This window comes from Petrotoga sp. 9PW.55.5.1 (assembly GCF_003265365.1).
Lineage (GTDB): Bacteria > Thermotogota > Thermotogae > Petrotogales > Petrotogaceae > Petrotoga.
This window is the reverse complement of sequence record NZ_AUPM01000031.1, coordinates 61,720-85,424: the sequence shown is the minus strand read 5'-3', so window position 1 is coordinate 85,424 and position 23,705 is coordinate 61,720. Positions and strand designations below refer to the sequence as shown.

At 30.8% G+C, this 23,705-nt stretch carries 22 protein-coding genes and 2 tRNA genes; 8 read left to right on the top strand and 16 right to left on the bottom strand.

From position 1 onward, the window contains the following. Together PW5551_RS10675 and PW5551_RS10670 are read right to left on the bottom strand one after the other, a co-directional pair. A complete protein-coding gene (locus PW5551_RS10675; protein ID WP_255420122.1) occupies window positions 1-396 on the bottom strand; it encodes a transaldolase family protein in 396 nt (131 codons plus the stop codon). A 16-nt stretch (window positions 397-412) separates the two neighbouring features. After that, the gene (locus PW5551_RS10670) at window positions 413-661 is read right to left on the bottom strand and encodes a transaldolase family protein (protein WP_199562206.1); all 249 of its coding nucleotides are present in this window, start codon (window positions 659-661) and stop codon (window positions 413-415) included. A 259-nt stretch (window positions 662-920) separates the two neighbouring features. Here PW5551_RS10670 and PW5551_RS04845 point away from each other — a divergent pair, with 259 nt between their 5' ends. The 6 genes from PW5551_RS04845 to PW5551_RS04820 all read left to right on the top strand — a co-directional run bounded on the left by PW5551_RS04845 (window position 921) and on the right by PW5551_RS04820 (window position 7,038). Continuing rightward, window positions 921-2,216: an extracellular solute-binding protein gene (locus PW5551_RS04845; protein WP_113074667.1), complete on the top strand. Its 1,296-nt coding sequence runs from the start codon at window positions 921-923 to the stop codon at window positions 2,214-2,216. Next, complete coding sequence (locus PW5551_RS04840) at window positions 2,206-3,087, top strand: carbohydrate ABC transporter permease (RefSeq protein ID WP_199562204.1); 882 nt, start codon at window positions 2,206-2,208, stop codon at window positions 3,085-3,087. The genes PW5551_RS04845 and PW5551_RS04840 overlap by 11 nt, the downstream gene beginning before the upstream one ends. Before the next feature lie 15 nt (window positions 3,088-3,102). After that, window positions 3,103-3,921 (top strand): carbohydrate ABC transporter permease, encoded by an 819-nt coding sequence (locus tag PW5551_RS04835; protein ID WP_113074665.1) that lies wholly within the window; start codon window positions 3,103-3,105, stop codon window positions 3,919-3,921. A gap of 53 nt (window positions 3,922-3,974) precedes the next feature. Then, entirely contained in the window at window positions 3,975-5,393 is a 1,419-nt protein-coding gene (locus tag PW5551_RS04830) for an MFS transporter (RefSeq protein WP_113074664.1), read from the top strand. Between the two features lie 15 nt (window positions 5,394-5,408). Beyond that, complete coding sequence (locus PW5551_RS04825) at window positions 5,409-6,095, top strand: FadR/GntR family transcriptional regulator (protein WP_113074663.1); 687 nt, start codon at window positions 5,409-5,411, stop codon at window positions 6,093-6,095. 139 nt (window positions 6,096-6,234) lie between these two features. After that, on the top strand, window positions 6,235-7,038 hold the full coding sequence (locus tag PW5551_RS04820; protein WP_199562210.1) for a peptidoglycan DD-metalloendopeptidase family protein: 804 nt from the start codon (window positions 6,235-6,237) through the stop codon (window positions 7,036-7,038). Between the two features lie 2 nt (window positions 7,039-7,040). Here PW5551_RS04820 and yqeK read toward each other — a convergent pair whose 3' ends face one another. From yqeK to PW5551_RS04760, 12 genes are all read right to left on the bottom strand, one after another. Next, window positions 7,041-7,565 carry a bis(5'-nucleosyl)-tetraphosphatase (symmetrical) YqeK gene (gene yqeK, locus PW5551_RS04815; protein ID WP_255420121.1) on the bottom strand — a complete coding sequence of 175 codons (525 nt, stop codon included), beginning with the start codon at window positions 7,563-7,565 and terminating at the stop codon, window positions 7,041-7,043. Window positions 7,566-7,647: 82 nt separating this feature from the next. Then, on the bottom strand, window positions 7,648-7,929 hold the full coding sequence (locus PW5551_RS04810) for a DUF503 domain-containing protein (RefSeq protein ID WP_113074660.1): 282 nt from the start codon (window positions 7,927-7,929) through the stop codon (window positions 7,648-7,650). Window positions 7,930-7,939: 10 nt separating this feature from the next. Beyond that, on the bottom strand, window positions 7,940-8,467 hold the full coding sequence (locus PW5551_RS04805) for a cob(I)yrinic acid a,c-diamide adenosyltransferase (protein WP_113074659.1): 528 nt from the start codon (window positions 8,465-8,467) through the stop codon (window positions 7,940-7,942). A gap of 56 nt (window positions 8,468-8,523) precedes the next feature. After that, window positions 8,524-10,596 (bottom strand): elongation factor G, encoded by a 2,073-nt coding sequence (gene fusA, locus PW5551_RS04800; protein ID WP_113074658.1) that lies wholly within the window; start codon window positions 10,594-10,596, stop codon window positions 8,524-8,526. Window positions 10,597-10,639: 43 nt separating this feature from the next. Continuing rightward, the gene (locus tag PW5551_RS04795; protein ID WP_158526140.1) at window positions 10,640-12,328 is read right to left on the bottom strand and encodes a phosphodiester glycosidase family protein; all 1,689 of its coding nucleotides are present in this window, start codon (window positions 12,326-12,328) and stop codon (window positions 10,640-10,642) included. Window positions 12,329-12,358: 30 nt separating this feature from the next. Next, the gene (locus PW5551_RS04790) at window positions 12,359-13,672 is read right to left on the bottom strand and encodes a thymidine phosphorylase (RefSeq protein WP_113074656.1); all 1,314 of its coding nucleotides are present in this window, start codon (window positions 13,670-13,672) and stop codon (window positions 12,359-12,361) included. 25 nt (window positions 13,673-13,697) lie between these two features. Beyond that, window positions 13,698-14,990, bottom strand: a complete 1,293-nt coding sequence (locus tag PW5551_RS04785) for a cell wall metabolism sensor histidine kinase WalK (protein WP_113074655.1) — start codon at window positions 14,988-14,990, stop codon at window positions 13,698-13,700. A 75-nt stretch (window positions 14,991-15,065) separates the two neighbouring features. Beyond that, window positions 15,066-15,794: a response regulator transcription factor gene (locus tag PW5551_RS04780; protein WP_113074654.1), complete on the bottom strand. Its 729-nt coding sequence runs from the start codon at window positions 15,792-15,794 to the stop codon at window positions 15,066-15,068. 51 nt (window positions 15,795-15,845) lie between these two features. Beyond that, window positions 15,846-16,304, bottom strand: coding sequence for a thioesterase family protein (locus PW5551_RS04775; RefSeq protein ID WP_113074653.1), 459 nt, complete (start codon window positions 16,302-16,304; stop codon window positions 15,846-15,848). Further along, complete coding sequence (gene ftsH / locus PW5551_RS04770; RefSeq protein ID WP_304598337.1) at window positions 16,264-18,198, bottom strand: ATP-dependent zinc metalloprotease FtsH; 1,935 nt, start codon at window positions 18,196-18,198, stop codon at window positions 16,264-16,266. The genes PW5551_RS04775 and ftsH overlap by 41 nt, the downstream gene beginning before the upstream one ends. A gap of 32 nt (window positions 18,199-18,230) precedes the next feature. After that, the gene (gene tilS / locus PW5551_RS04765) at window positions 18,231-19,166 is read right to left on the bottom strand and encodes a tRNA lysidine(34) synthetase TilS (protein WP_113074651.1); all 936 of its coding nucleotides are present in this window, start codon (window positions 19,164-19,166) and stop codon (window positions 18,231-18,233) included. An 85-nt stretch (window positions 19,167-19,251) separates the two neighbouring features. Continuing rightward, window positions 19,252-19,326: transfer RNA gene (locus tag PW5551_RS04760), tRNA-Thr, on the bottom strand. A gap of 193 nt (window positions 19,327-19,519) precedes the next feature. Between PW5551_RS04760 and PW5551_RS04755 the strand changes: the two genes are divergently transcribed. Beyond that, window positions 19,520-19,596, top strand: a tRNA-Asp gene (locus PW5551_RS04755). Window positions 19,597-19,759: 163 nt separating this feature from the next. Then, window positions 19,760-21,007 carry a HAMP domain-containing sensor histidine kinase gene (locus PW5551_RS04750; protein ID WP_113074650.1) on the top strand — a complete coding sequence of 416 codons (1,248 nt, stop codon included), beginning with the start codon at window positions 19,760-19,762 and terminating at the stop codon, window positions 21,005-21,007. Here the strand turns inward: PW5551_RS04750 and PW5551_RS04745 are convergent. Continuing rightward, on the bottom strand, window positions 21,002-21,991 hold the full coding sequence (locus tag PW5551_RS04745; protein WP_158526139.1) for a DNA polymerase III subunit delta: 990 nt from the start codon (window positions 21,989-21,991) through the stop codon (window positions 21,002-21,004). The genes PW5551_RS04750 and PW5551_RS04745 overlap by 6 nt on opposite strands. A gap of 13 nt (window positions 21,992-22,004) precedes the next feature. Beyond that, the gene (locus PW5551_RS04740; RefSeq protein WP_113074648.1) at window positions 22,005-23,702 is read right to left on the bottom strand and encodes a penicillin-binding transpeptidase domain-containing protein; all 1,698 of its coding nucleotides are present in this window, start codon (window positions 23,700-23,702) and stop codon (window positions 22,005-22,007) included. Window positions 23,703-23,705: the final 3 nt, after the last annotated feature.

The window sequence follows — 23,705 nt, the reverse complement described above, 5'->3', positions numbered from 1 at the left end:
CTACTTTTTTATTGAGTCCCATGCTTGAGAAAATATTTCTAACCCCATTGAAGTATATGGAGTTTGAAAGGCTGTTTTATATACCTCAAATCCAGCGGTAATAATGTCAGCTTTAGCGTTTATAGCTTCTGTAATTTGTTTGGCATTTCTTACAGCAGCTACCAATACTTGTGATTTGAAGTTATAATTATGAACAGCGTTTACTATATCTGCTATGTAGTTTATATTAGTTTCTCCTCTTTCTTCTCGCCATCCTACAAACGGGCTAATATAATAAGCTCCCATTCGAGCGGCTTGTAAAGCTTGAAAAGCATTGAAAACGAGAGTAACATTAACTTTAACCTCCGTATTTTTTAATAATTTTACAGCATATAACCCTTCTTCTGTTGCTGGTATCTTAATTACGAAATTTTTAGAAATAGCAGCAATTTTTTTTTGCTTCTTCTGCCATATCTTCTGCTTTAATTAGATGGGGATTTACCTCAACACTTACTGTAATTTCTGTTGATTCTACTATCTTTTTTACTTCGTCCATAAAATATTCCATAGATCTTCCTGAGTTTTTAATGTGCTTTGGATTACTGGTGACTCCTTCAATGCCCCATTTTTCAATAGCGTATTTTATTTCATCTAATTTCGCACTGTCTAAAAAAAGTTTCATAAATTTAATTGCCCCCTTTTTAATTAAAATTTTCAACACCATTGGTATTACCATTATACCCTTTTTTATTTTTTTGTCAAAAGTAGGATTAAATAGAAAAACTAAGATTTTCCTTTCTAAATACTGATATTTTCTACTAATAATTTGTAATTAAATGAGACGACTTTTTTTCGAACTTGCAAAATGATATTACCAGTAGTAAAATTGTTTTGTGGTTTTAACTCAAACCACAAAAATATGTCCTAGAGGAGGGGTAAAGGTGAAAAAAGGAACTATTTTTCTAATATTAGTATCTTTGATTGTTAGTAATTTTCTGTTTGGTCAACCCTACAAGGGAACCACGATAAGGGTTCTTGTTTGGGATGATGCTTTAACTGTTGCTGTAGATTCTATGATTAAAGAATTTGAACAAGAAACGGGTATAAAAGTAATTTTTGAAAGACTTCCTAGTGGGTCGATTCTTGAAAAAACAGCTGTTTCTGTGTCAAGTAACAGAACAGACTATGATCTTGTATCGGTAGACGAACCGTTTGTACCACAATTTGGAAATCTCTTTACACCATATTCTCAATGGCCTCAAGGAAAAGTTTATAAAAAAGTTGATTTAGAAAATGATTTAATTTCAGGTGTTGCCGAAGGATCTTATTGGAATGGCGAATACCGAGGATTACCTATAAACGGAAATGTATATGTATGGATGACTCGAAATGATATTGTAACAAACTACAAGTACAAGGAAGAATTCAAACAATCTTACGGTTATGAATTGAATGTTCCACAGACTTTTGAACAATTGCTAGATATCAGTGAATTTTTGTCCACAAAAGGTATTTATGGATTTGCTCCTTTTACAAAGAATACAGAAGGAGCCACATGCGAAGCAATTTTAATGTTTGAATCCTACGGAACAAGTGTATTAAAACCAGTGGGAGAAAATGATTTTGAAGTAGTTTTAGATAAAGAAAAAGCTGTTGAAGCCATGAACATGTATAAAGCACTGTGTGAATTCGCCCCTCCTGGTTGGCAAGATATGGGTCATTCAGAAAGGATAGCAGCTTTTAATCAAGGTAAAGTTTTTTCGATGTTCCAATGGCCAGCGATTGTACCGGATCATGAAGATCCAGATCAATCACTCGTTTATGGAAGAATTCATTATAGCGCACCACCAGCTGGAACATCAAGAAGAGCTCCAATAAGAGGGACATGGATGTTGGGAATACCGAATGCTTCAAAAAACAAAGAAGCTGCAGCTGAATTCGCTTACTGGTGGTCTTCCTATGAAGCCGGAAAAGAGTTAGTAAAAGCTGGAATGACCCCTGCAAGAAGAGATCTTTTATTGGCTCCAGAATTCGTTTCTGAGAAACCTTATTTTCTTGGAATTTTTGAATCAATGAATTATTCAGTTTCAAGGCCAAGATTCGAACATTATGCAGAAGTTTCTGATGTAATAAAAGTTAATTGGTTAGCTGGTGTAACAGGAAGGGTTACTCCAGAAACAGCTGTAGATAATATGATAAGAGAAGTTAATGGGGTGCTCGCAAAATATGGCTACTAAGGGCAGAAAAAGGATAGGGGGGAAATCCCCTGTCCTTTATTTTATATTACCTGCTTTGATATTAGTCGGTGTAGTTTTAGTTTATCCAATACTCTACGCTATAGGGATATCTTTTTTTAACTGGCCTCTAGTTGATGAAGCTTCTAGAGGATTTATAGGAATTTCTAATTATGTTAGCATATTCCAAGATGCTGAATTTTGGAATTCTTTATTTTTGCAGATGGGATTTATTTTCATTGCAATACCTATAGAATTAATTATTGGTTTCTTCGTTGCCATACTTTTAAATCGAGAATTCAAGGGAGTAGGGTTAATACGTTCCCTTTTGTTGCTGCCAATTTTTGTCTTACCGGTTTTATCAGGTTTAACCTGGAGATTGATGCTTCAACCGGGATACGGAGCTATAAGCTTTCTTTTAACGACTTTAGGTTTTCCTGAAACTGCTTTGTTAGCTAATCCTGGAACCGCGTATGCTGCTGTTATTATTCAGGATATTTGGAGAATGTGGCCTTTCATGTTTATGTTTATATATTCTGGATTAATTAATATTCCCAATTCTTTAATAGAAGCGGCTAATTTAGATGGAGCAAGATTTTGGGATAAAGTTATCAAAATTATCATTCCTTTATTGAGGCCAACTATTACAACCGCTTTATTGTTAAGACTTATTGATGCCTTACGTATATTTTCAGAAGTTTTTGTAATGACTGGGGGAGGCCCAGGTAATTCTACAACCTTATTATCTCTGTATATTCACAAACAAGCTTTTCGATATTTTAACATTGGTTATGCTTCGGCGATGGGAGTTGTTTTAATTATAATAAGTTTAATCATTGCAAACTTCTTAGTTAGAAGAAATATGGAGTATTGATGGGAGTTGAAAAAAATGAAGAAAAGAAATTTCAAAAAGAATTTCCTGATAATATTATCGATAATTATCTTAATAATTGAACTCTTTCCAATTGCAATTATAATAATGAATAGTTTTAAAAGAGATATTGACATTTGGTCCGCAAATCCTTTTAGTTTTAAGCCTACATTAGATAGTTATAAGAAGATTTTTCAGAGAAATGATGTCCTCTTGGGTATTCGAAATAGTCTCATAGTCAGTATATTATCCACGTCTTTTTCATTGATAGTAGGATCCATGGCTTCATACGCAATAGCACGTTTCAAATTCAGATATAGTAAGGCTTTATCATACTCTTTTCTTATTTCAAGAATGATTCCCCAAATTTCTCTATCTATTCCTTTGTTTATGATGTTTAGATCTTTAGGATTGACAGATACTTTAATCGCTTTAATTTTTGCACATATGAGTTTCAATATTCCTTATATTATATGGGTTCTTTTGCCGTTTTTTTCAAGCGTACCTTTGGAATATGAAGAGGCCGCTTTAGTTGATGGTTGCAATAGAAAGATGGTCTTTTGGAGAATTTTTTTACCCTTAGTTAGACCGGGGTTAGTAGTTGCTGCTGTTTTTGCATTCATCATGTCTTGGAATGAATTTTTGTATGCTTTAGTTTTAACAAGTTCTCAAGCAAAAACTGCCCCAGTAGTTATAAATGGTTTTATGGGTCAATATGCGCCACAGTGGGGACAGTTAGCTGCAGCTGGAACATTTATGCTGATTCCAATATTTGTTATTACTCTTGCTTTCCAAAGATTTTTGATAGGAGGTATAAGTGGAGGAATAAAAGGATGAAAATAATAATTTATGTTAAAATATTATAAATTAAATACTCGGAGGAGATATAAATGGGAAACGAAAAACTATCGCTAAGATCTAAATTATTTTATGGTTCCGGGGATATTTTTGGTGGTGGAGCATTTAACATTATTAATTTTTTTTATGCGATATTTCTCACGGATGTAGTTGGCTTAAAGATGCAATATATTGCTCCAATTTTACTGATAGGTCGAATATGGGATGCAGTTACAGATCCAATGATGGGATTTATTACCGATAATACAAGAACAAGATTTGGTAGGAGAAGACCTTACTTTTTAGTAGGGACTTTTTTAATTTTTATAGCTTTTTTCACACTTTGGTATCCTGTTACTTTTCCTAACCAATTAGGAAGATTCTTATATGCTCTTTTTGCGTATTTAGCTTTTACAACTGTTTTTACAATGGTAATGACACCTTATACCGCTTTAGGTGCAGAATTAACCTTGGATTATAACGAAAGAACATCACTAAATTCATATAGATTAGCCTTTTCTTTAGCTTCTGGTTTAGCATGTGCAGTTATTCCTATGTTGATTGTAAACTCATTCTCTGATATCAGAGTTGGGTATATTGCTATGGCTACAGTTTTTGGATTGCTATTTTCCATACCATGGATTGGAGTTTTTATGTTCACAAGTGAAAGAAGATATTTTTCAAGCGAAAAAGTTCATTTTAATTTTTTAAATATGTTTTTTGAACCTTTTAAAATTCGAACATTTAGACTATTGATCGCAATGTATTTATTCGCTTATTTATCAATAGATGTTGTGTCTACCATATTTGCGTATTATACAAAATATTATATTGGAAATGAAGGACTTCTTCCTATTGCTTTGGGAGCTCTTTTTATTGCAGAAATAATTTTTATTCCTTTTTATGCTTTCCTTGCCAAAAGACTATCTAAAAACATTTCCTATATAGTGGGTGCAATTGTTTGGTGTGTTGCTGGAATGATTCTTTTTACCTTTTCACCCGAAGTTTCTACCTTCCAAGTTGTTATTATGGCTGCAATTATAGGAGCTGGAGTTTCAGCTGTTGCAGTAATGCCTCATACTATTTTTGGAGATGTAACTGATGTTGCTGAGTTAAAGTTTGGTAAGAGAGAAGAAGGAGCTTTGAGCGGGTTAATGACTTTCATTAGAAAGGTTGCCTCAGGTTTAGCTGTAGCGGGAGTAACTTTTTCTTTGGGAGTTGCTGGTTTTGTTAATCCTATAAATGGAATTGAGCAAGTTCAACCTGATTCTTTTTTGTTTTCTTTAAGATTTATCATTGCTTTCGTTCCAATAATATTACTAATTTTAGGAATAATAGCCGCTATCAAATATCCTTTGAATTCTAAAAAACATGCTAAACTTGTAGAATATTTAGAAGCTAAAAGAGAAAACAAACCTATTGATAAGTCTTTGGAAAAAGAGATATCTGATTTAAAAAGAGAATTGATTTAAAAGGAGAAAAATAGTATGATTGAAAGCACAGGAAATAATGGAAAAAGTAAGGAAGTTATCGAAGATATATTAAATCAAATATCAAACTCTAAATTAAAAATAGGAGATAAACTTCCTTCTGAAAGAATTCTTTCTAAAAAATACGGGGTATCTAGAATCGTAATTAGAGAAGTTATTAGCTATTTAAAAGCTATTAATGTAGTAGAAAGTGTTCAGGGAAGTGGAAATTATATAAAGAATAATTATAATAGTTCTATAGATCTAACTTTTCCTGACTACGAAGTCGAAGATTTAATAGAGAGTCGAAAAATATTGGAAAGATCTATAGCTTATTTGGTATTTAAATATTTAGATCAGAAATTAATAACTGAAATGGAAGAAATATGCACAAGATTTAATACAGCGATACAAAACAAAGATTTGGAAGGGGTTTTGGAGGAAGATTATAAGTTTCACAATCTATATGCGAGATATTCTAAGAATTCAATAATTGAACACTTTTTAAATAACCTTACAAGTTTTATTCATCAGAAGGTATGGAGAATTATGAAAAAAGATTATCTTTTCACAAACACTTACAATAGAAAAACTCTAGAAAATCACGAAAATATCTTAAAAGCTCTAAAAGAAAAAGATTTAAACAAACTTTTAAATTCTATTGATTTACATTATGATACTATTATAGAAGGCCTAAAAAATTAATAATTCTTTAAATATTAATTTTAATTTTACTAATACTTGATTATATTATGATATAATTAAGTTTGGTTTTGTTTTATTATTTTGCCTTGATAAGGGGGATATGCTCTTGAAGAAAAATAAAAGAAGATTTACCTTCTTTATGATTTTGATGATTTCTATTGTTTCGTTTTCTAATTATTCAATGATTGAGCACCTAGTTCAAAACGGCGACACTCTTTATAGTATTTCTCAGAAATACAATGTATCAATTACCACTATCCTTGACTGGAATACTGATTTGAACCCTCAAAGTTTGAAAATTGGAAACAAAATACATATCCCGCAGCCAGATGGTTACTTATATGAAGTAAAAAAAGGTGATAATTTAACTTATATAGCGAAAATGTTTTTCACAAGTGTACCCGACATAGTTAGAGCTAATAATCTAGATTCTACAACAATTTATGTAGGTCAAAAGCTTTTTATTCCAAAAAATATTGTAGGCAAGGGTTTTAATAATGAAGCAAATATAATATGGCCAGTTTATGGTTCTATTTCTTCATTATACGGTTGGAGAATTCATCCAATAACTCACGAGTATTCTTTGCATAATGGGATAGATTTGGCAGCTAATGTAGGAACACCTATTTTTGCTGCTTCTTCTGGAATCGTACAGTTTGTAGGTGAAAATGGTGGATATGGTTTGATGGTAGAAATAAAATCCAACAATATCAGTTATGTTTATGGACATCTTTCACAAATCAACGTTTACCCAGGCCAGTATGTAGAAAAAGGCGAGTTAATTGCAAGAGTAGGCAATTCAGGTTTAAGTACGGGACCACATCTTCATTTTGAAGTTAGAAACAATAATAAAACATCTGATCCATTAGCATATCTTCCCTCTAGCAATAGAATATATGTTTTGGATAATAGAGAAAATGCTTATGGTTTAGGAGGAAATTAATTTTACTCTACTCTACACATTTTGTTCCATGTTTTTACCGTTTGTTCCAATATAAATCTGTTTTTTAATAAGGCGTAATTAATCTTGTTTTTTATTACTAATTTATAGCCTTCATCTAGTGATGAAAAAGAAATTTTTCTTAGTTCTTCTAAACCATCATAATCCCTTCCATCTGCTGCTGAGTCAGATATTACCAACGCTTTTCCAATTTTTTTCATATGTTCGTATCCACTCGTATGATAATAAACTGCTTGATATATCTCATCATCAATTTTATATTTTCTTCTTAAGAATTCAGCACCAATCTTACCGTGCAAAAGTATAGGTTTTATTTTATCAAACTGATCGAGTGTTATTCCATAAATATGAGAAATTTTAATCAATTTATCTGTTTTTACATCTCTAAATAAATCATGGCTCAATGCGGCTATAGTCATTTTTTCTTTTGATAATGAATGAATATTTGCAAGCGTTTTTGAAAATTCTACTACGCTGTATATATGTTCTAATCTTTTTTTTGATTTAATAGTTACATTTAGATAATTTTTAAGTTCTTCAATTATTTTAAAATAATTTATAATTCGAACCTCCCGAGTATCTATAATTAATCTAAAATATTATATAATCATCTTCTTCAACTTCTAATCCTTGAAAATTTTCTATTTCATTTTCTATGTTATCCATCAGATTCAGTAAGTAGTCTTGACTTTGGCTTAAGGAAGAAATAAATATACCTAAATGATTTTTGGAATCATTATAATTCCCTTCCAAAGCTGAAACATTGTATTTTTTTCTAAGATCGTTAAGTAAACTCTTGACGATTGATCTTTTCTCTTTTAATGAATTTATACCAAATAATTTTATTTTTAATTCAATTTTGATGCAAAACATCTTATACCTCTTACCACTTTTTATATTCAATGGAATCTACAAGATACTCTTCTAGACGAGCCAATATGAATAACAAATCAGAAAGTCTGTTCATATATTTTTTCAACTGCTCTGATACTTTTTCATTTTTATCCAAAGTTATTATTCTTCTCTCTGCTCTTCTTGTAATAGCTCTGCATACATCCAACTTTGAAGATTGTAAAGTTTTTCCTGGGATTACGAATCCTTTTAGATTTATTCTTTTTTCAAAGTTTTCTATGTATTTTGTAATTCTTTGAACATCTTCTTCGCTAACAGGGTGTATATAATTTCTACTTTTTGAAGCTAACTGTCCTGCAACTTTAAAAAGATCGTTTTGTACTTCTTTTAATATTTTTTTTGATTCCGAAGATTTTAAATAATGAGAAGCTTCAGAAATAAATGAATTTAATTCATCTATAGTTCCATACGCTTCTACTCTAATAGAATCTTTTGAAATGCGTTCTCCACTCCATAATGATGTTTCTCCCTTGTCTCCAGTTTTTGTTGTTATTGACATTTTATTCCTCCCGGCAGTTTATATCCTTAATTCAAAAATGGGGCAAAAGCCCCATTTTACTTTTCTGATTCTTCTTCTCTTTTTCTTTCTTCTATAATTTTATTTTGAATATCAGGTGTAACTTCAGAATAATGAGAAAATTTCATAGTAAAATAAGCTTTCCCTGAAGATATCGAACTAAGTCTAGGTGAAAAATCCAACATTTCTGCTAAAGGAATTTCTGCTAGTATTTTATCGTATCCTTTACCTACCGATTCCATTCCTAACGGTCTTCCTCTTTTTGCTGTTATTTCACCTATAACATCCCCTGTATTTTCTGTTGGTAAAAATATCTCAACATGCATTATAGGTTCTAAAATAACTGGATTATCGCTTTCCATAGCTATTTTAAAAGCATGTCTTGCGGCTATTTGAAATGAAATATCTGAAGAATCCACTTCATGATAAGAACCGTCGAAAAGAGTAACACGAATATCCACAACTGGGAATCCCGCTAATACTCCCTTTTTAATGGCCTCTCTAATTCCTTTATCTACTGAAGGAATAAAGTTTTTAGGAATTACTCCTCCTACTATCTTATCAACAAACTCATACCCTTTTCCTCTTTCTAACGGTTCTATTTCTATTTTAACGTGTCCGTATTGTCCATGACCGCCTGTTTGTTTCTTGTGTTTATATTCTGCTTGAGATTTGCTTCTAATAGTTTCTTTGTAAGCAATCTTGGGTTTTCCTACTTCAAAATCAATCCCAAAGTTCTTTTTGAGTTTTTCTACCATAATTTCTAAATGGATGCTACCCATTCCACTTATAACTGTTTCTCCGATTTCAGGATCAAATTCCCACTTAAAAGTAGGATCAGAGTCAGCGATTTTTGCTAACGATTCAGTAATCTTATCAATTTCATTTTTGGACTTTGGAGAAATTGACTTAGAAATCATTGGTTCAGGAAATTCAGGTAATTTTAACTTGATATTCGATTCTTCTCCCGAAACAGTTTGATTGATTTTACCTGATTTCAGTTTTGGAATAACTAAGATATCTCCAACTCCAGCTTGTTCAATTTCTTCATTTTTTTCAAATCTAGGTATAGTTAAATGAGATATTTTTTCTCTCGAGTTTTCTTCAACTACGTAAATTGTAGATCCAGCTTTTAAAGATCCCCTTAAAACTCTTAAATATGTAAGTTTACCAACGAAAGGATCTACTTCATTTTTAACAAAAAGACCTAAGAAAGAATCTTCTTGACTGGGGCTTATTTCCTCACCATTTTCCGTAAAGAATTTTCTTTCAGAGGTAGTCATACCAAATTTCTCAATAGCTTCTAAAAGTTGATCAATGCCAATATTCTTAGTTGCTGATCCTATAAATACTGGTATAATTTTATTTTCATCGTAAGCTTTATGAAGCGCTGAAACTAGCTCTTCTTGGGTTAATCCTTCCTCTCCAGATTCAAAATACTTTTCCATAAGTTCTTCATTATTTTCAACAATATCCTCGATTAATTCAGATCTATATGTTTCAAAAAGTTCCTTGCTTTCTTCAGGTAGTTCACTTTGTTTTATTGCTTTACCGCTATTTCCTTCATAGATAAATGTTTCTTTTGATAAAAGGTTCACGGTTCCTTTGAAATTACTTCCTTTTCCCATAGGAACTTGAAAAGGAACCACCCTAATCCCATCTTCAAAAGTTTCTTTGAGCTCTTGAATTAGAGATTCATAGTTTGCTTCTTCTTTGTCCATTTGGTTTATAAAAATCATCACAGGTTTATTAAAATCACGAGTCATATTCCAAATTCTTTCGGTAGTTACTTCTATTCCAGATGATGCGTTAATTACTATAACTACATTGTCAACTGTGTTCATGGCAATCTGTATATCACCAATGAAATCCAAAGAACCGGGGGTATCAAAGAAATAAGTTCTCGTATTATCTAAATCAATTGAAAATATATGGTTGGAAAATGTTGCTCCCTTTTCTTTTTCTACAGGATCCTTATCTAAGTATCTTTGACCTATCCTGTCAGCTGAATCATAATTTACTAGGATATCATCCATAAGCGTAGTTTTTCCACACCCATGATGTCCAAAAAATCCTACAATTCTTTTTTCTTCTGCTTTATATTCTCTCATATTACCCCTCCATCTCTTAAGCTATTTGTATATCTATGAGATATCATTTTTCATAGACACTGATAAGTACAGGTATATTGCTTCTTGTTTTTCCGTCTTTATAATTTTGTATCTTGCCATCATAATATACTATAGAGGAACTTCCTCCATCTAATAACATTGCTTTTGTAAAATTCCCCATATTTATTAGCAAATTTCTTGCTTCATCGTATGTAACTCCGACATCGGGGTTATCATACCCCTCAATTACCATCAAATTTACATTCCCTTGATTATCTATCGCTACTAGACTTCTAGGACTTTTACTATATATTATTCCATTAGAATAACTTCTTTTCTCTGCCTGTATTTGTTCATCATTAAAATCAGGATTTAATAAAATAGGTCCTCCTTCTATAAGTAAAACTGGATCAGATAACAAGTTTTCACTTTTGTTTAAAGTAAATTCAACTTGGTCTCCGATTGATATACTAGAGAGATATTTTTCATACTTTTTATCTATAGCTAATAACTTTTCATTTTCTCTGGGAATATTTTTGTTTTTAGAAATTATTTTATCGTTTTTATCTAATAACAAAAAGGAATATGCTTCGGGTTGTTCGAAAATATCGCCTTTATAATGATGGGTGTATAACTTTACATCACCTTTCCAATTTGAATTTATTGACTTCACCCAAAATAATAAATTGTTGATCTTCATTTGATATTCTAATTTTATATAATCTATATCGGCATTAGAATTTTTTGAAATAATAAAAGCTGGTCTCGAATAAGAACTTAAATGTAATAACTCCCCTTCAGACATTATATTACCCACAGGTTCTAAAGTTTGTGGATCAAAAAAGGAAGCGTTTACTGAAAAAAGAGGATTTTTATCATTTAAGTATGTAGCTACATCCGAACGAACACCCAATTGGTTTAAATCAATTTTTACTTCATATTTTCTTGGATCTATTGTCGCCATATATATTTTTAACTTTTGACCGTTTAATTCCTCTACTCTTTCCACATATTTAAAACCATCTCTTGTTTGACTAGTTGCTGTATCTGACTTTAATAAACCATCTGTAAGAAGATCACTTTGCATAACAATACTTAAATTTTCTCCTTCTAGAATTATATCGTAACTAAAATCGCTTCTGAATTTTAAATAAACAGTGTTGTTGGAATAAGAATAATCTACGTTAGCGGGTATTTTTTCTAAGGGAGATATAGGTTTTATACTTAGTAAATAGCCATTTTCTTGTGATATTTGGGTTAGAGTTATAGAGTTATTTGGTAGTTCTGTGTTAAAAGAAATATCTATTTGATTAGTTCCAACTTTTAAGTCAGTAATTTTAGGAACTCTGGAATAAAAATATATTGTATCAAGATTTTTAAAAGTGTTCAATTTCAAAAAAGCTGATAAAGCATCTTCTCTTAAGTATACATCTTTACCCAATATGAGAACAGAGTCATCATATTTATTTATAAAATTTAACTTGGAATAATAATCGTTCAAACTTATTTCTAAAACATCTTTGTTATATATAATATATATAATCCTAGAAGTACGGTTAATTACCATTGAATCAAAGTAAACAAGATCATCAACTTTTACATAAAAATTACCTTGGTTTTTAATAGCATCGATAGTAACTGGAGATCGCGACTCAAACAAAAATACCGCTTCAGCCGCTAACGAAATTATAGCTATAAAAAGAAACAAAAACAATGTGAAATATTTTTTCATCAAATAATGATCCTCCATAATCTTACCTTTTCAATTAAATAAGACATCAAAAATTACTTTATTTTCTAAATTTTCGGGTAATTGTTCTTCTATCTTATAAGCTTCTTTTAAAAATTTTAAGGAGTTATCTACATGACTTTTAGAACCAACATACAACTTAGCTATGGGTTCTCCCTTTTCCACTCTATCACCAAGTTTTTTCAATATTTCTATTCCTACGGTTGTATCGATAGCATCCTCTTTCTTTTCTCTTCCTGCACCCAAAACCATTGAAGCGGAACCTACTTTTTCTGTATTTATACTTGTTATATAACCCTTTTGGGGGGAGGAAAACTCTACAACATTTTCGGATATCTCTAAGTATTTATAAGGTTCTTCAACTACAAGTTCATTCCCACCTTGGGCCTTTATCCACTCTTTCATTTTTTCCTTTACTGATCCATCTTCTATATTTTTCTTCAATTTTTCTTTAGCTTCTTTATAGGGTATTATACCAGATAATTCTACCATATAGGCGGATAATTCTAAACACAGTTTGCTGAAATCTCTTGGACCATTTCCTTTAACGGTTTCTATAGCTTCTAATACTTCTAAAGCATTACCTATTTTGTTCCCTAAAGGTTGATTCATATTAGTTATCAGAGCCACTGCCTTTTTATTATATTTCTTTGAAATATTCAACATAATTCTTCCTAGTTCTTTAGCTTTGTCAATATCTTTCATAAAGGCCCCAGACCCTACTTTAATGTCTAAAACAATACCATCACTTAACACTGCAAGTTTTTTACTCATTATACTTGAAGCAATTAAGGATAATTCTTCAACTGTAGCGGTTGCATCTCTCAATGAATACAATTTTTTATCTGCCGGAGCAATATTTCCTGTTTGACCAGCGACAACAACCCCCACGTCATTGGCTATTTTAATAAACTCTTGGGTACTTAAAGAAGATCTAAAACCTGGAATGGCTTCTAATTTATCAATAGTTCCCCCGGTATGACCTAAAGCCCTTCCCGAAAGCTTTGCTACTTTAATACCTAATGTAGCTACCATTGGGGCTATTGCTAATGTAGTTTTATCTCCAACTCCTCCAGTAGAATGTTTATCTATTTTTTTACCCTTTATTTGAGATAAATCTATTAAGTCCCCACTTTTTAACATTACATCTGTAAGATTAAAACTTTCTTCTTCGTTTAAATGATTAAAAAATATTGCCATCAACCATGCAGATATTTGATAATCAGGTATAATATTATCCAAATATCCCTTTATCATAAATTCTATCTCTTCTCGAGTATTTCTCCCTTTATCTCTTTTGGTTTTAATTATATCGTATGGCCTCAAAGCAAATAACCTCCTATGAAGAATATTAAAATGATTTTTCTGTTCTATTCAAAGCATTTTTATTAGTCGGAATAATTATTTGAAATAATGTTCCGTTATTTTCTTCACTATCCAAGTATATTCTAGCTCCATGAGATTCTAGTATGGTTTTTACAATATATAGACCAATCCCCAAACCTGGAACTTGCCTTGTTCTAGACTTGTCTACTCGATAGAATAAGTTAAAAATTTTCTTCATCTCTTTAGAAGGAATCCCTATTCCGGTATCTTCAATTTCTAAAATAACTTCGTTGCTACTCTGATATAATCTTAACCATACTTTTTTTTGTCCTTTTTCTTTTAAAGAGGTAAACTTAAAAGAATTGTCTAAAATATTATACACTACTTGTAATAATCTATCTTCATTTCCAAATATATATATATCTTCTTCAACTTGTTTTTCGAACTCTACAAATAAATTGTCGGACACGATTTTAAAGAAATCATAGGCCCTTTTTATTGTATTTGAAAAATTAAAATAAACAAATCGTTTTTCTTCTCCAATATTCTTTTCTAATCGCTCAATATCAAGTAAATCATTAAACATTCGCGTTAAACGAGAAGTTTCTTCTTCTACTTTTTTTAATGAGATATATATTTCTTCATCAAGATTAGGTTCATTTAAAACTGTTTCTAAATAACCACTGATAACTGATAAAGGAGTCCTCATTTCATGAGACATTATGGTTAAGAATTCCCTTCTTAAATTCTCTAAATTCTTCTCTTTAGTAATATCTAATAAAATTATTACCCTATAATTTTCTACACCGATTGATTTTACTTGACACCTGAAATATTTTTTCTCTGGATAATAAAACGATATATCTTCATCTACATTATCGTTAATTTTAAAACTTTTTAGAGCCAGTTCAATCAAATTATGATTATCGATTACTTCTGTTAAAGTCCTTCCAACAAATTCTTCAGTATTAAAAATATTTTTTGCAAAAGAATTAGCAAAATCTACTCTAATAATCTCATCGTGATTTATGGAAACCAAAATTACTCCCTCTGAAAGATTATCTAAAATCGAAAAAATATTCCTTCTTTTGTTTTTTTCAGATTTATATTTTTCTTGAAGATTTTGAATGAAAAAATTCAATTGATGAAGAAGGAAATCATTAACAGGGTTTTTTATATTTAGGTCGATGCTTTTCGCAATTTCATTTTTAAGTTGTTTATAAGACTTTTCTTCCTGTTTTTTCCTATAATATGCTAAGAAAAGTAATATATTTAAGATAATTAACAAAATGATAATTAAAATATATACATAGGTCAAACTTCCTCACCTAACTTATTAAAAGTAGTAGGAAAAATGGCAGAGGAATATCCCTCTGCCATTTTTAATATTTAACTAATAATCTCTTTCTTTCCCAGGATCTCTGAATTTATATCCCTTACCTCTTACTGTTATGATATACTTTGGATTTGATGGATCTTCTTCGATCTTTGTCCTTAACCTTCTAATATGAACATCAACTGTTCTTGTATCTCCATAATAATCATATCCCCACAACTTGTCCAGTAAAACATCTCGACTAAAAACTTTACCTTCATTTTTTGCAAGAAAAACTAATAAATCAAATTCTAGAGGAGTAAGACTAACCGGCTTTCCTCTTACCCACACTTCCAATCTTTCTGTATCAATTATCAAATCTTTTGCAGTTATTTTCTTAGGCCCTTCCTCTTTCATTTGAGCTGAAGCAATTTGTCTTCTAAAGATACTTTTAATTCGGGCAATCAACTCTCTTACATTGAAAGGTTTAGTAACATAATCATCACTACCTAGTTCTAGTCCTGCTACTTTATCTGCTGCATCATCTTTTGCACTTAATATCAATACAGGTGCATTACGATGTTCTTCACTGGATTTCAATATTCTTATTAAATCAAATCCATCCATTGAACCTGGTAACATAATATCTACAATGAAAAAATCCGCTTCTTTTTCTTCTAATTTCTTCAAAGCTTCATCTGCCGAAACGGCCGTTATTACTTCGTAACCTTCTTTACTTAAATTCAAGGATAACATTTCAGAGATCGCTGGATCGTCTTCTACTATCATAATACTTCTTTTTGCCACTTTTAATTCCCCCCTTTGGATGTATTTTTGTACTTTTCTGTCATATGATTTCTAGTGTGTGTTATTATTAGGTAATTGACCAGAAAAATTTATACTTTCCATTTTAAGATTTAAATTCTTTTTCAAAATCCTTTTAGAAACAATATTTCTTACAACTTTGAATGTCGCTATTTTATTAATTTCATCAAAAACCTCACCTTCGAAATAGACTCTATTCTGAACAACCTGTGTTATTTTAAATTTTATAAAAACTTTAAAAGAATAAGGTGTTGAAGATAAATGGTCTATGCAACTATGTGAAACAACTGCAACTTGGTTATCGTCCAACACATTTTTAAGAATATCATAACAACACTTATGAATCTCTGCCATAAGGGCGGTTGTGCTTAAGGCACCAAATTGCAATACTTCTTGATCCTCTGACCATAAGTAACTTTCATCCTTAACTTTAAAAGAGTAATTGAACTCTTTATCCTTCAGTAAATTTATTTTTTCTAGTTGTGTATTCATAATTTATCACCCGGACTTCTTCTTGAATTATTGAAGAATCTCCAAAATTATCAACAAAATCCTTTAAATCATCTATATCTTTGCTTAATAAATCTTTTAACTCTTTGCCATTTATAGTTTCAACTTTTAAAAGATATTGCGTAATGATCTCCAATTTTTTTCTATTCTCATTTAATATTTTTTTTGCCTTTTCATAACTATAATTAATAATTCTTTTTACCTCTGAATCTAATTCTTTCGCTGTTTCGTCAGAATAATTCTTTTCTCTAAAAAGTTCTCGAGCTAAGAATGTCTCTTCACTTTCGCTTCCCCAGAAAACGGGTCCTATTTTTTCACTCATTCCATAGCTTTCTACCATTCTTCGTGCCATTTCAGTTGCTCTTTTTAAGTCGTTTTCAGCTCCGCTGGTAATTTCTTCAAATATTATTTCTTCTGCAGCTCTACCACCTAACATTACTACTATATCATCCAATAATTCGGACTTACTCATTAAATACCTATCTTCTGTTGGCAATTGCAGAGTATAACCTAAAGCGGCATATCCCCTTGGTATGATTGTAACTTTATGAACAGGATCTGAATTAGGTAAAAGTGTTCCTAATAAAGCATGTCCCAATTCATGATATGCTACTACTTCCTTCTCCTGATCAGTTAGTATTCTAGTTTTACGCTCTGGACCCGCTAAAACTCTTTCAACAGCTTCTTCACAATCTTTCATTGTAATATATTTTTTACCGCTTCTGGCTGCAAGAAGTGCTGCTTCATTGACTAAATTTTCTAGATCTGCACCGACAAAACCAGGGGTTATCTTAGCTAAAACATCCAAATCCATATCTGGAGAAATCTTTTTACCCCTAAAATGAATTTTTAAAATTTCTTTCCTGCCCTGTGCATCTGGTCTATCCACAACAACTTTTTTATCAAATCTTCCGGGTCTTAATAAAGCTTTATCAAGTACATCTGCTCTATTAGTGGCTGCCATTACAATTATTCCAATGCTAGGATCAAAACCATCCATCTCAACCAATATAGAGTTGAGTGTTTGCTCTCTTTCATCGTGCCCTCCCCCAAGACCAGCTCCTCTCTGTCTACCAACAGCATCTATTTCATCAATAAAAATTATAGCGGGCGCATTAGCTTTTGCCTGATTAAAAAGGTCCCTAACTCTTGCAGCTCCTACACCAACAAAAAGCTCAACGAAATCCGAACCACTAATATAGAAAAAAGGTACTTCTGCTTCACCAGCAACGGCCCTCGCCAATAATGTTTTACCTGTTCCAGGTGGTCCAACCAAAAGAACACCTTTTGGCATTCTAGCCCCTAACTTATTAAATGTTTTAGGATTTTTAAGGAACTTTATAACATCAGTTAACTCTTCTTTTGCTTCTTTAACTCCTGCTACATCATTAAAAGAAACCTTGTTTTTTTTATTTTCATATTTTTTAGCAGGACTCTTTATAAAATTCATACTCTGCCCAGCGGCTCCTCCCCTTGATCGAAACAAGAAGGAAAACATGAAAAGAAGTAAAAAAATGGGTAAAAGTAATGTGAGAATAGAGACCCACCAACTGTTTTCAAGACTATTTACATATTTTATTTCTATTCCTCGACTTGCTAATCCATAAACATACTGTTGATCTGTCAGAAAATTCGGGGCATAAGTCTTATAATAAAGTCCATTCAAATCTCGGGCTCGCACATAACCAGAATCTTCAATTTCTAAAGATATTATCTTGTCATCTTCGGCCATACTTATTAGCTGGCTGTATTCTATTTGTGTTACATCTTCAGAGGATATAATACTGTTAACCCCGAAGAAGATCAAAACTCCTATTAATACATATATAAATAAAAGCCCGTAGACTTTAGATTTATTTTTATTATTTTTTTCCAAATAAAGAAACCTCCTCTTAATTCCAAAATCCATTAACGACGTAATTCAATACAATTTCCCTTTTTTACCAAATTAATTTTATTTATCCTTCTAATACCTCCATTTCGCATTTCAATTATCTTTTCAGTTTCTTCCATATTTGGAGGGTATTGTCCTAGTTTTAGAAAAGCATATCTTAGAACCTCTTTATCAAAAAAATCTCCTATTAACTCTATACTAATAAGATCTTGGGATGTTTTACTTCTTTCATTAAATTTTTTCTTAATTTCTTCTCTATACTTCCATACTATTTTTGCTAATCTAAAAAAACTCTGACTATATTTTATATTAATTTGTTCGAACAATGGAGCAATATTCTGCCTAATCTTATTTCTTGAATAATCTAGAGAATAATTATAACTATCTTCCACATACTCTATATTATTAATTGTAACATAATTTTTTATATCTTCCAAATTAACACACAACATAGGTTTTGCTAATTCACCTTCTATAGGAACAAGACCACCTAATCCATAAATCCCCGTACCACGTAATATTCTATAAAAAAGTGTTTCAACTAAATCATCCATATGATGGGCTGTAGCAATTTTATTATAATCTAATTTCCTTAACGTTCTATAAAAAAATTCATATCTCAAACTTCTTCCCGCAACCTCAATTCCAACTTTGTTCTTTTTAGAATATTGAAAGACATCTTTTTTTTCAGAAATGAAACGAACACCGATATTTTCACATTTTTCTCTAACAAAATTTTCGTCTTTTATAGCTTCTTCTCTCATTCCATGATTCAAATGAACTACAGAGATTTCAAATCCTATAATTTTCGACAATTTATGCATTGTATAAAACAAAGACATGGAATCTTTTCCACCAGAAACTCCTAATAATATTTTATCATATTTGTTAAAAATTTTATAGTCTTTAATAAACCCCAATACTTTCTTCTCAAAATCCAGAAGCACCATTTTAATCAATCCCTTTGCAAAAAATCTTTTTTATAAAAATAAAATAGCGCCTTTAGACGCTAAATTATTTTTTATTAATGTTTTATGGAGCCGGTGAAGGGATTTGAACCCCCAACCTACTCATTACGAATGAGCCGCTCTACCGTTGAGCCACACCGGCATAAAAAAATCGAATTGCAAAATTTAGTCATTTTCTATTATACTATAATTTGTACCTTTGTCAATCATTTAAAATGCACAATGAATAATTATATTCTCCAAATAAATATATAATTTTTTGTTTTTATTAATTATTTTTAAAGAAAAAATCTTTACAAAGATCGTTTTTTATGATAAAATAAAATAGCTTATAAGGGGACGTGGTGAAGATGGTTATCATGCCGGTCTGTCACACCGGTGGCCGCGGGTTCGAGTCCCGTCGTCCCCGCCATATTAAATAAATATTTTAAAAGCGAGCAATAAAAGCTCGCTTTTTTAAGTTTATTTTAAAGTTCCTATATTATTATTTTCTGTAAGTACATATATTTTTTAAATTTATGATATAATTAATGTGACAAACATTTTACAAAACGTTAGGGGGAGAATTATATCTCATGCAAAAACAAATAGAAAAAGAATATTATATTGAATCTTTCCAAGAAATGGTTGAATTATTACAAGAAATAAACTGGGATGAGTCCGAAAAAGATTTTTTATCTAAGATTTTGAAGATCGCTATTAAAATAATCCCAGAGGCTGAGTATGGTTCAATCTGGTTAATCGAAGGAGCGCTGTATAAAGCCATAGTTGGCATGGGGTATGATCAAAGTTTAATTAAAGATATGATTGTTCCATTAAATGAGTCATATATTAACGAACATTTGGATAAAGAATTTATGGAAGTTAAAGATATTCTAGATTATAACTCCCCGGAAACGGATTTGTATAAAATAAGCAAAAAGATACATCATGAAAATAACAATATGGTTACTTTAATTTCAGCACTTAAAAATAAAGAGAGAATAATAGGTCACATTTACATTGATAGTTTCAATGTTAATTCGTTTTCTGATGATTCAAAAAAAATGATTAGAATGTTTAGTAACTTAGCATCTATTTTTTTAACTTTAAAATTCTTAAGAGATGCTGAGAAAGAAACTTTAGAGTTGAATTCTGATTACTTAAGTTTCATAAGCCATGAATTAAGGACACCTTTAACTGCCATTATCGGTTTTGCTGAGACTATATTGAATAATACTGAGTTAGAAACTAGCGAAATTAAAAATATTGTAAAGAAGATGCTATTCTCAGCAAAGCATATGAATTCACTCATAGATGATATTTCAACATTTAACAAGTTGAACAGGGAAACTCACCTAAAATTGAAAAAGATTGATTTGAAAAAAGTAGTTTATGAGGTATTATCTATGTTAGAATTGACTGCTTCTCCCGATCTTGAGATTAATTTAAATTACCCCACAAATATCCCAAAAGAGATCGAAACCGATGAAACAAAACTTAAGCAAGTATTAGTTAATGTCATTGGTAATGCCATAAAATATACTGATCAAGGATCCGTTAGTGTAAATATTGAATTTGATAATTATACAAAACATTTTGTGATTACTGTAAAAGATACGGGTCCGGGCATCCCTAAAGAAAAAATAAAGGATATCTTTAAACCCTTTTTTAGGCTTTCAAAGGAAAAACCTGGAAGTGGTTTGGGACTTGCTATAGTCAAAAGAAACTTAGAAAATTTGAAGGGATCTGTTTCAGTCGAATCGAGTACAGGACAAGGAACAACCTTTGTTATTAAATTGCCTAAATCAATTAGAAATATTGTAAAGAAGGATCTTTCATAACTTATCTGTACAAAAATCGTGAAAAAAGGAAGCGAGAAGAACTTTTGCATCTCCTCCAGCCTTTAAAGATCTATCCAATTTTTCTAGCTCTATTATTATTTTCCCTAAAGAAATAGTAGAATACATATTTTCTAAATTGGTTTTTTTTGTTTTATCACTTTTGAAATTATAACCTAAAAAAGAAGCAACCCTTTGCTGTGAAACTTGACTTTCTTTACTTATTTTAGCTATTTCAGGCCATGTATAGTATTTTTTGTTTTCTCCATATAATATAACAGAATACAAATCCAAAAAATACCTATTCATATATCCTAGCATGCCAATTGATGTAAAATTTGAAGATGAAACTGCTTTTTGAAATTCGTCTTGTACTTTTTTTTGGTTTTTTCTAGCTAATTCATAACATAATTCTTCTAAATTTACAGTTGAAAAAACGGAAGATATTTCTTGAATTTCTTGACTTAAAATATCGTTACTTTTTGAATATATCGACAACTTTTTAACTTCTTCATAAAGTAACTCTTCATTTTTACCAACAATTTGGATTAATTTTTCAGCTGCTTCATCGTTTAAATTCTTGCTGAATTTATTCGCTATTTCTTTTAAATAATTGATCCACAAATCCTCTTTCCAAGGTGGTGGTTGATTTGCATCAACCTTTATTTCAAATTTTATGCTTTTTAGAATTTTCGTTTCATTCTGACTTTCTAATATAATAAAACCTTTAAAAGCTTCTCCTACCTGGTTTATCAATCTTGCTATTTTTTCTTGTTGTGAAATATTATATTTATCAAAATCAGAAATTATTATGATCTTTTTTTTTGAAAACAAATCTCCCATAGTAAAGATATTACTAAAATTTTCTGATGAATAATTTTCAGGAAAAAGCCTTATAAATTCTGCATCCTGATTATTTTTTTTGATTTCTTCGATTTTCATTCTTTTTTTGATAGATGAGTTCCCTAATAACAAAATTCTTGACAAGTCACATTCTCCTTCATTTAAAAGCATATAATTCTATAATTTTTGAATCATCGATATATTTGTTTGGACTAATAGATTGAGAAACAACTTTATCACCATTACCTATGATGATTATGTCCTTGCCATTTATTCCCATATTTAAAAGAATATTATAAGCCTCTACAACTGAAAACCCTGTTAAATCAGGCATAATATTGTTATAATATACTTTTTTACTTTCTGACGTTTCAATTCCCTTTTCTTTCGTATAGCGATAAAAAATATCTTTCAAAACTGGGGCAGCTACTTCCCCACCATAAAATTCTTCTTTTGGGTTATCTATTACTATCAGTGCGGTATATTTTGGATCAACCAATGGATAAAATCCTACAAACAAGGAATAATAGCTCCCTTTTATATATCCTACCCCGCTTTGAGCCTTTTGAGCAGTCCCTGTTTTTCCACCAATTCTAAGTCCTTCTTTGTAAGCTTTTTTTGCTGTTCCTTCAATTACTGTATAACCTAGCCAATCTTTTATTATATCAGTAGTTGGTTCTGATATGACTTGCCTTTTTAGTGTACTTGTATCTTCTAAAAAACTTGGTTGGACATACTTTCCATTGTTTGCAAAAACATTAAATGCAGAAACCAACTGTATGGGGGTGGTCCCTATCCCTTGACCTAAAGAAATCTGATAAGGAGTTATTTCATACCAAGTATTGGGTAGAGGTAAAATCCCATTTATTTCTCCTTTAAATTCTACCCCTGTTTTAGCACCAAATCCAAAATTTATTAGTTTTTGATAAAGCCATTGATTAGAAAATTCTTTGAGAATTTCATTCATAATTTTTGAGATCACTATATTCGAGGAATGTACAATAGTTTCTTTTAGACCAATTTCACCAAAACCATAACCTTGTGATTCGGTTACTCTAAAATTATTTTTACCTGTTGGAAAGTATTCATAACCAGAATAAAAAATATCGTTTGTATTTACAATATTTTCATCCAAAGCAAGAGCTATTAATAAAGGTTTTAAAGTAGAACCGGGTTCAATATAACCCATATATGCAATATTCCAAGGGTATAAAGAAACACTAGCTTTAATTTTCCCAGTATTACTTTCCATTATTATTGCAGTTCCACCTTCGGCAGATTCCTTTTCTACCGCCTTTAATAACTCTTGATATACAATCTTTTGAAGTTCTAAATCGATACTTAAACGGATTTCATCTTGATTTTCTAGAAGCCCTTTCTCTAACAAAAAAGGTTCTATACCATAAGTCGTTTTACCTATTTTTCCAATTAATTGATCAAAATTAAATAGTTCGTTATAAACTCTCTGAGTTACAGGATATATATTACTAAATTTATTTAAAACCCCTAGGTCCATATAAGCTTCTTCGTACGTGTCATAGACACCCCATTTTAAAAATTTCTTATCCTGCATTTGCTCTTCATTAAATCTCTGATTCAATAAATACTTGTTCTTTTCATATTCTTTCCTTTTTTTCATAAAATCCAAATCTATCCATGCTTCATATTTTTTTTGATTATATACAAGAGTGTTACCTTCGCTGTCTAAAAGCAGCGCATATTCAGGAGATTCTAAAATTGAAGCTAATTCTTCGAAGTCTTTTGATAAAGAGTTATTATATATGAAAGTTAAGAAAATAAGGAAAACGTACAAAAAACCAAACACAAAGATAAAAATGATCCGTTTTAATTCCACGTA

Excerpts from the sequence above, each read along its gene's own strand:
- PW5551_RS04840 (WP_199562204.1), top strand. The coding sequence starts at position 2,206 with ATGGCTACTAAGGGCAGAAAAAGGATAGGGGGGAAATCCCCTGTCCTT.
- PW5551_RS04750 (WP_113074650.1), top strand. The coding sequence starts at position 19,760 with ATGCAAAAACAAATAGAAAAAGAATATTATATTGAATCTTTCCAAGAA.
- PW5551_RS04835 (WP_113074665.1), top strand. The coding sequence starts at position 3,103 with ATGAAGAAAAGAAATTTCAAAAAGAATTTCCTGATAATATTATCGATA.
- PW5551_RS04805 (WP_113074659.1), bottom strand. The coding sequence starts at position 8,467 with ATGTCAATAACAACAAAAACTGGAGACAAGGGAGAAACATCATTATGG.
- PW5551_RS10670 (WP_199562206.1), bottom strand. The coding sequence starts at position 661 with ATGAAACTTTTTTTAGACAGTGCGAAATTAGATGAAATAAAATACGCT.
- PW5551_RS04810 (WP_113074660.1), bottom strand. The coding sequence starts at position 7,929 with ATGTTTTGCATCAAAATTGAATTAAAAATAAAATTATTTGGTATAAAT.
- fusA (WP_113074658.1), bottom strand. The coding sequence starts at position 10,596 with ATGAGAGAATATAAAGCAGAAGAAAAAAGAATTGTAGGATTTTTTGGA.
- PW5551_RS04775 (WP_113074653.1), bottom strand. The coding sequence starts at position 16,304 with ATGAATACACAACTAGAAAAAATAAATTTACTGAAGGATAAAGAGTTC.
- PW5551_RS04830 (WP_113074664.1), top strand. The coding sequence starts at position 3,975 with ATGGGAAACGAAAAACTATCGCTAAGATCTAAATTATTTTATGGTTCC.
- tilS (WP_113074651.1), bottom strand. The coding sequence starts at position 19,166 with ATGGTGCTTCTGGATTTTGAGAAGAAAGTATTGGGGTTTATTAAAGAC.
- PW5551_RS04825 (WP_113074663.1), top strand. The coding sequence starts at position 5,409 with ATGATTGAAAGCACAGGAAATAATGGAAAAAGTAAGGAAGTTATCGAA.
- PW5551_RS04820 (WP_199562210.1), top strand. The coding sequence starts at position 6,235 with ATGATTTTGATGATTTCTATTGTTTCGTTTTCTAATTATTCAATGATT.
- PW5551_RS04795 (WP_158526140.1), bottom strand. The coding sequence starts at position 12,328 with ATGAAAAAATATTTCACATTGTTTTTGTTTCTTTTTATAGCTATAATT.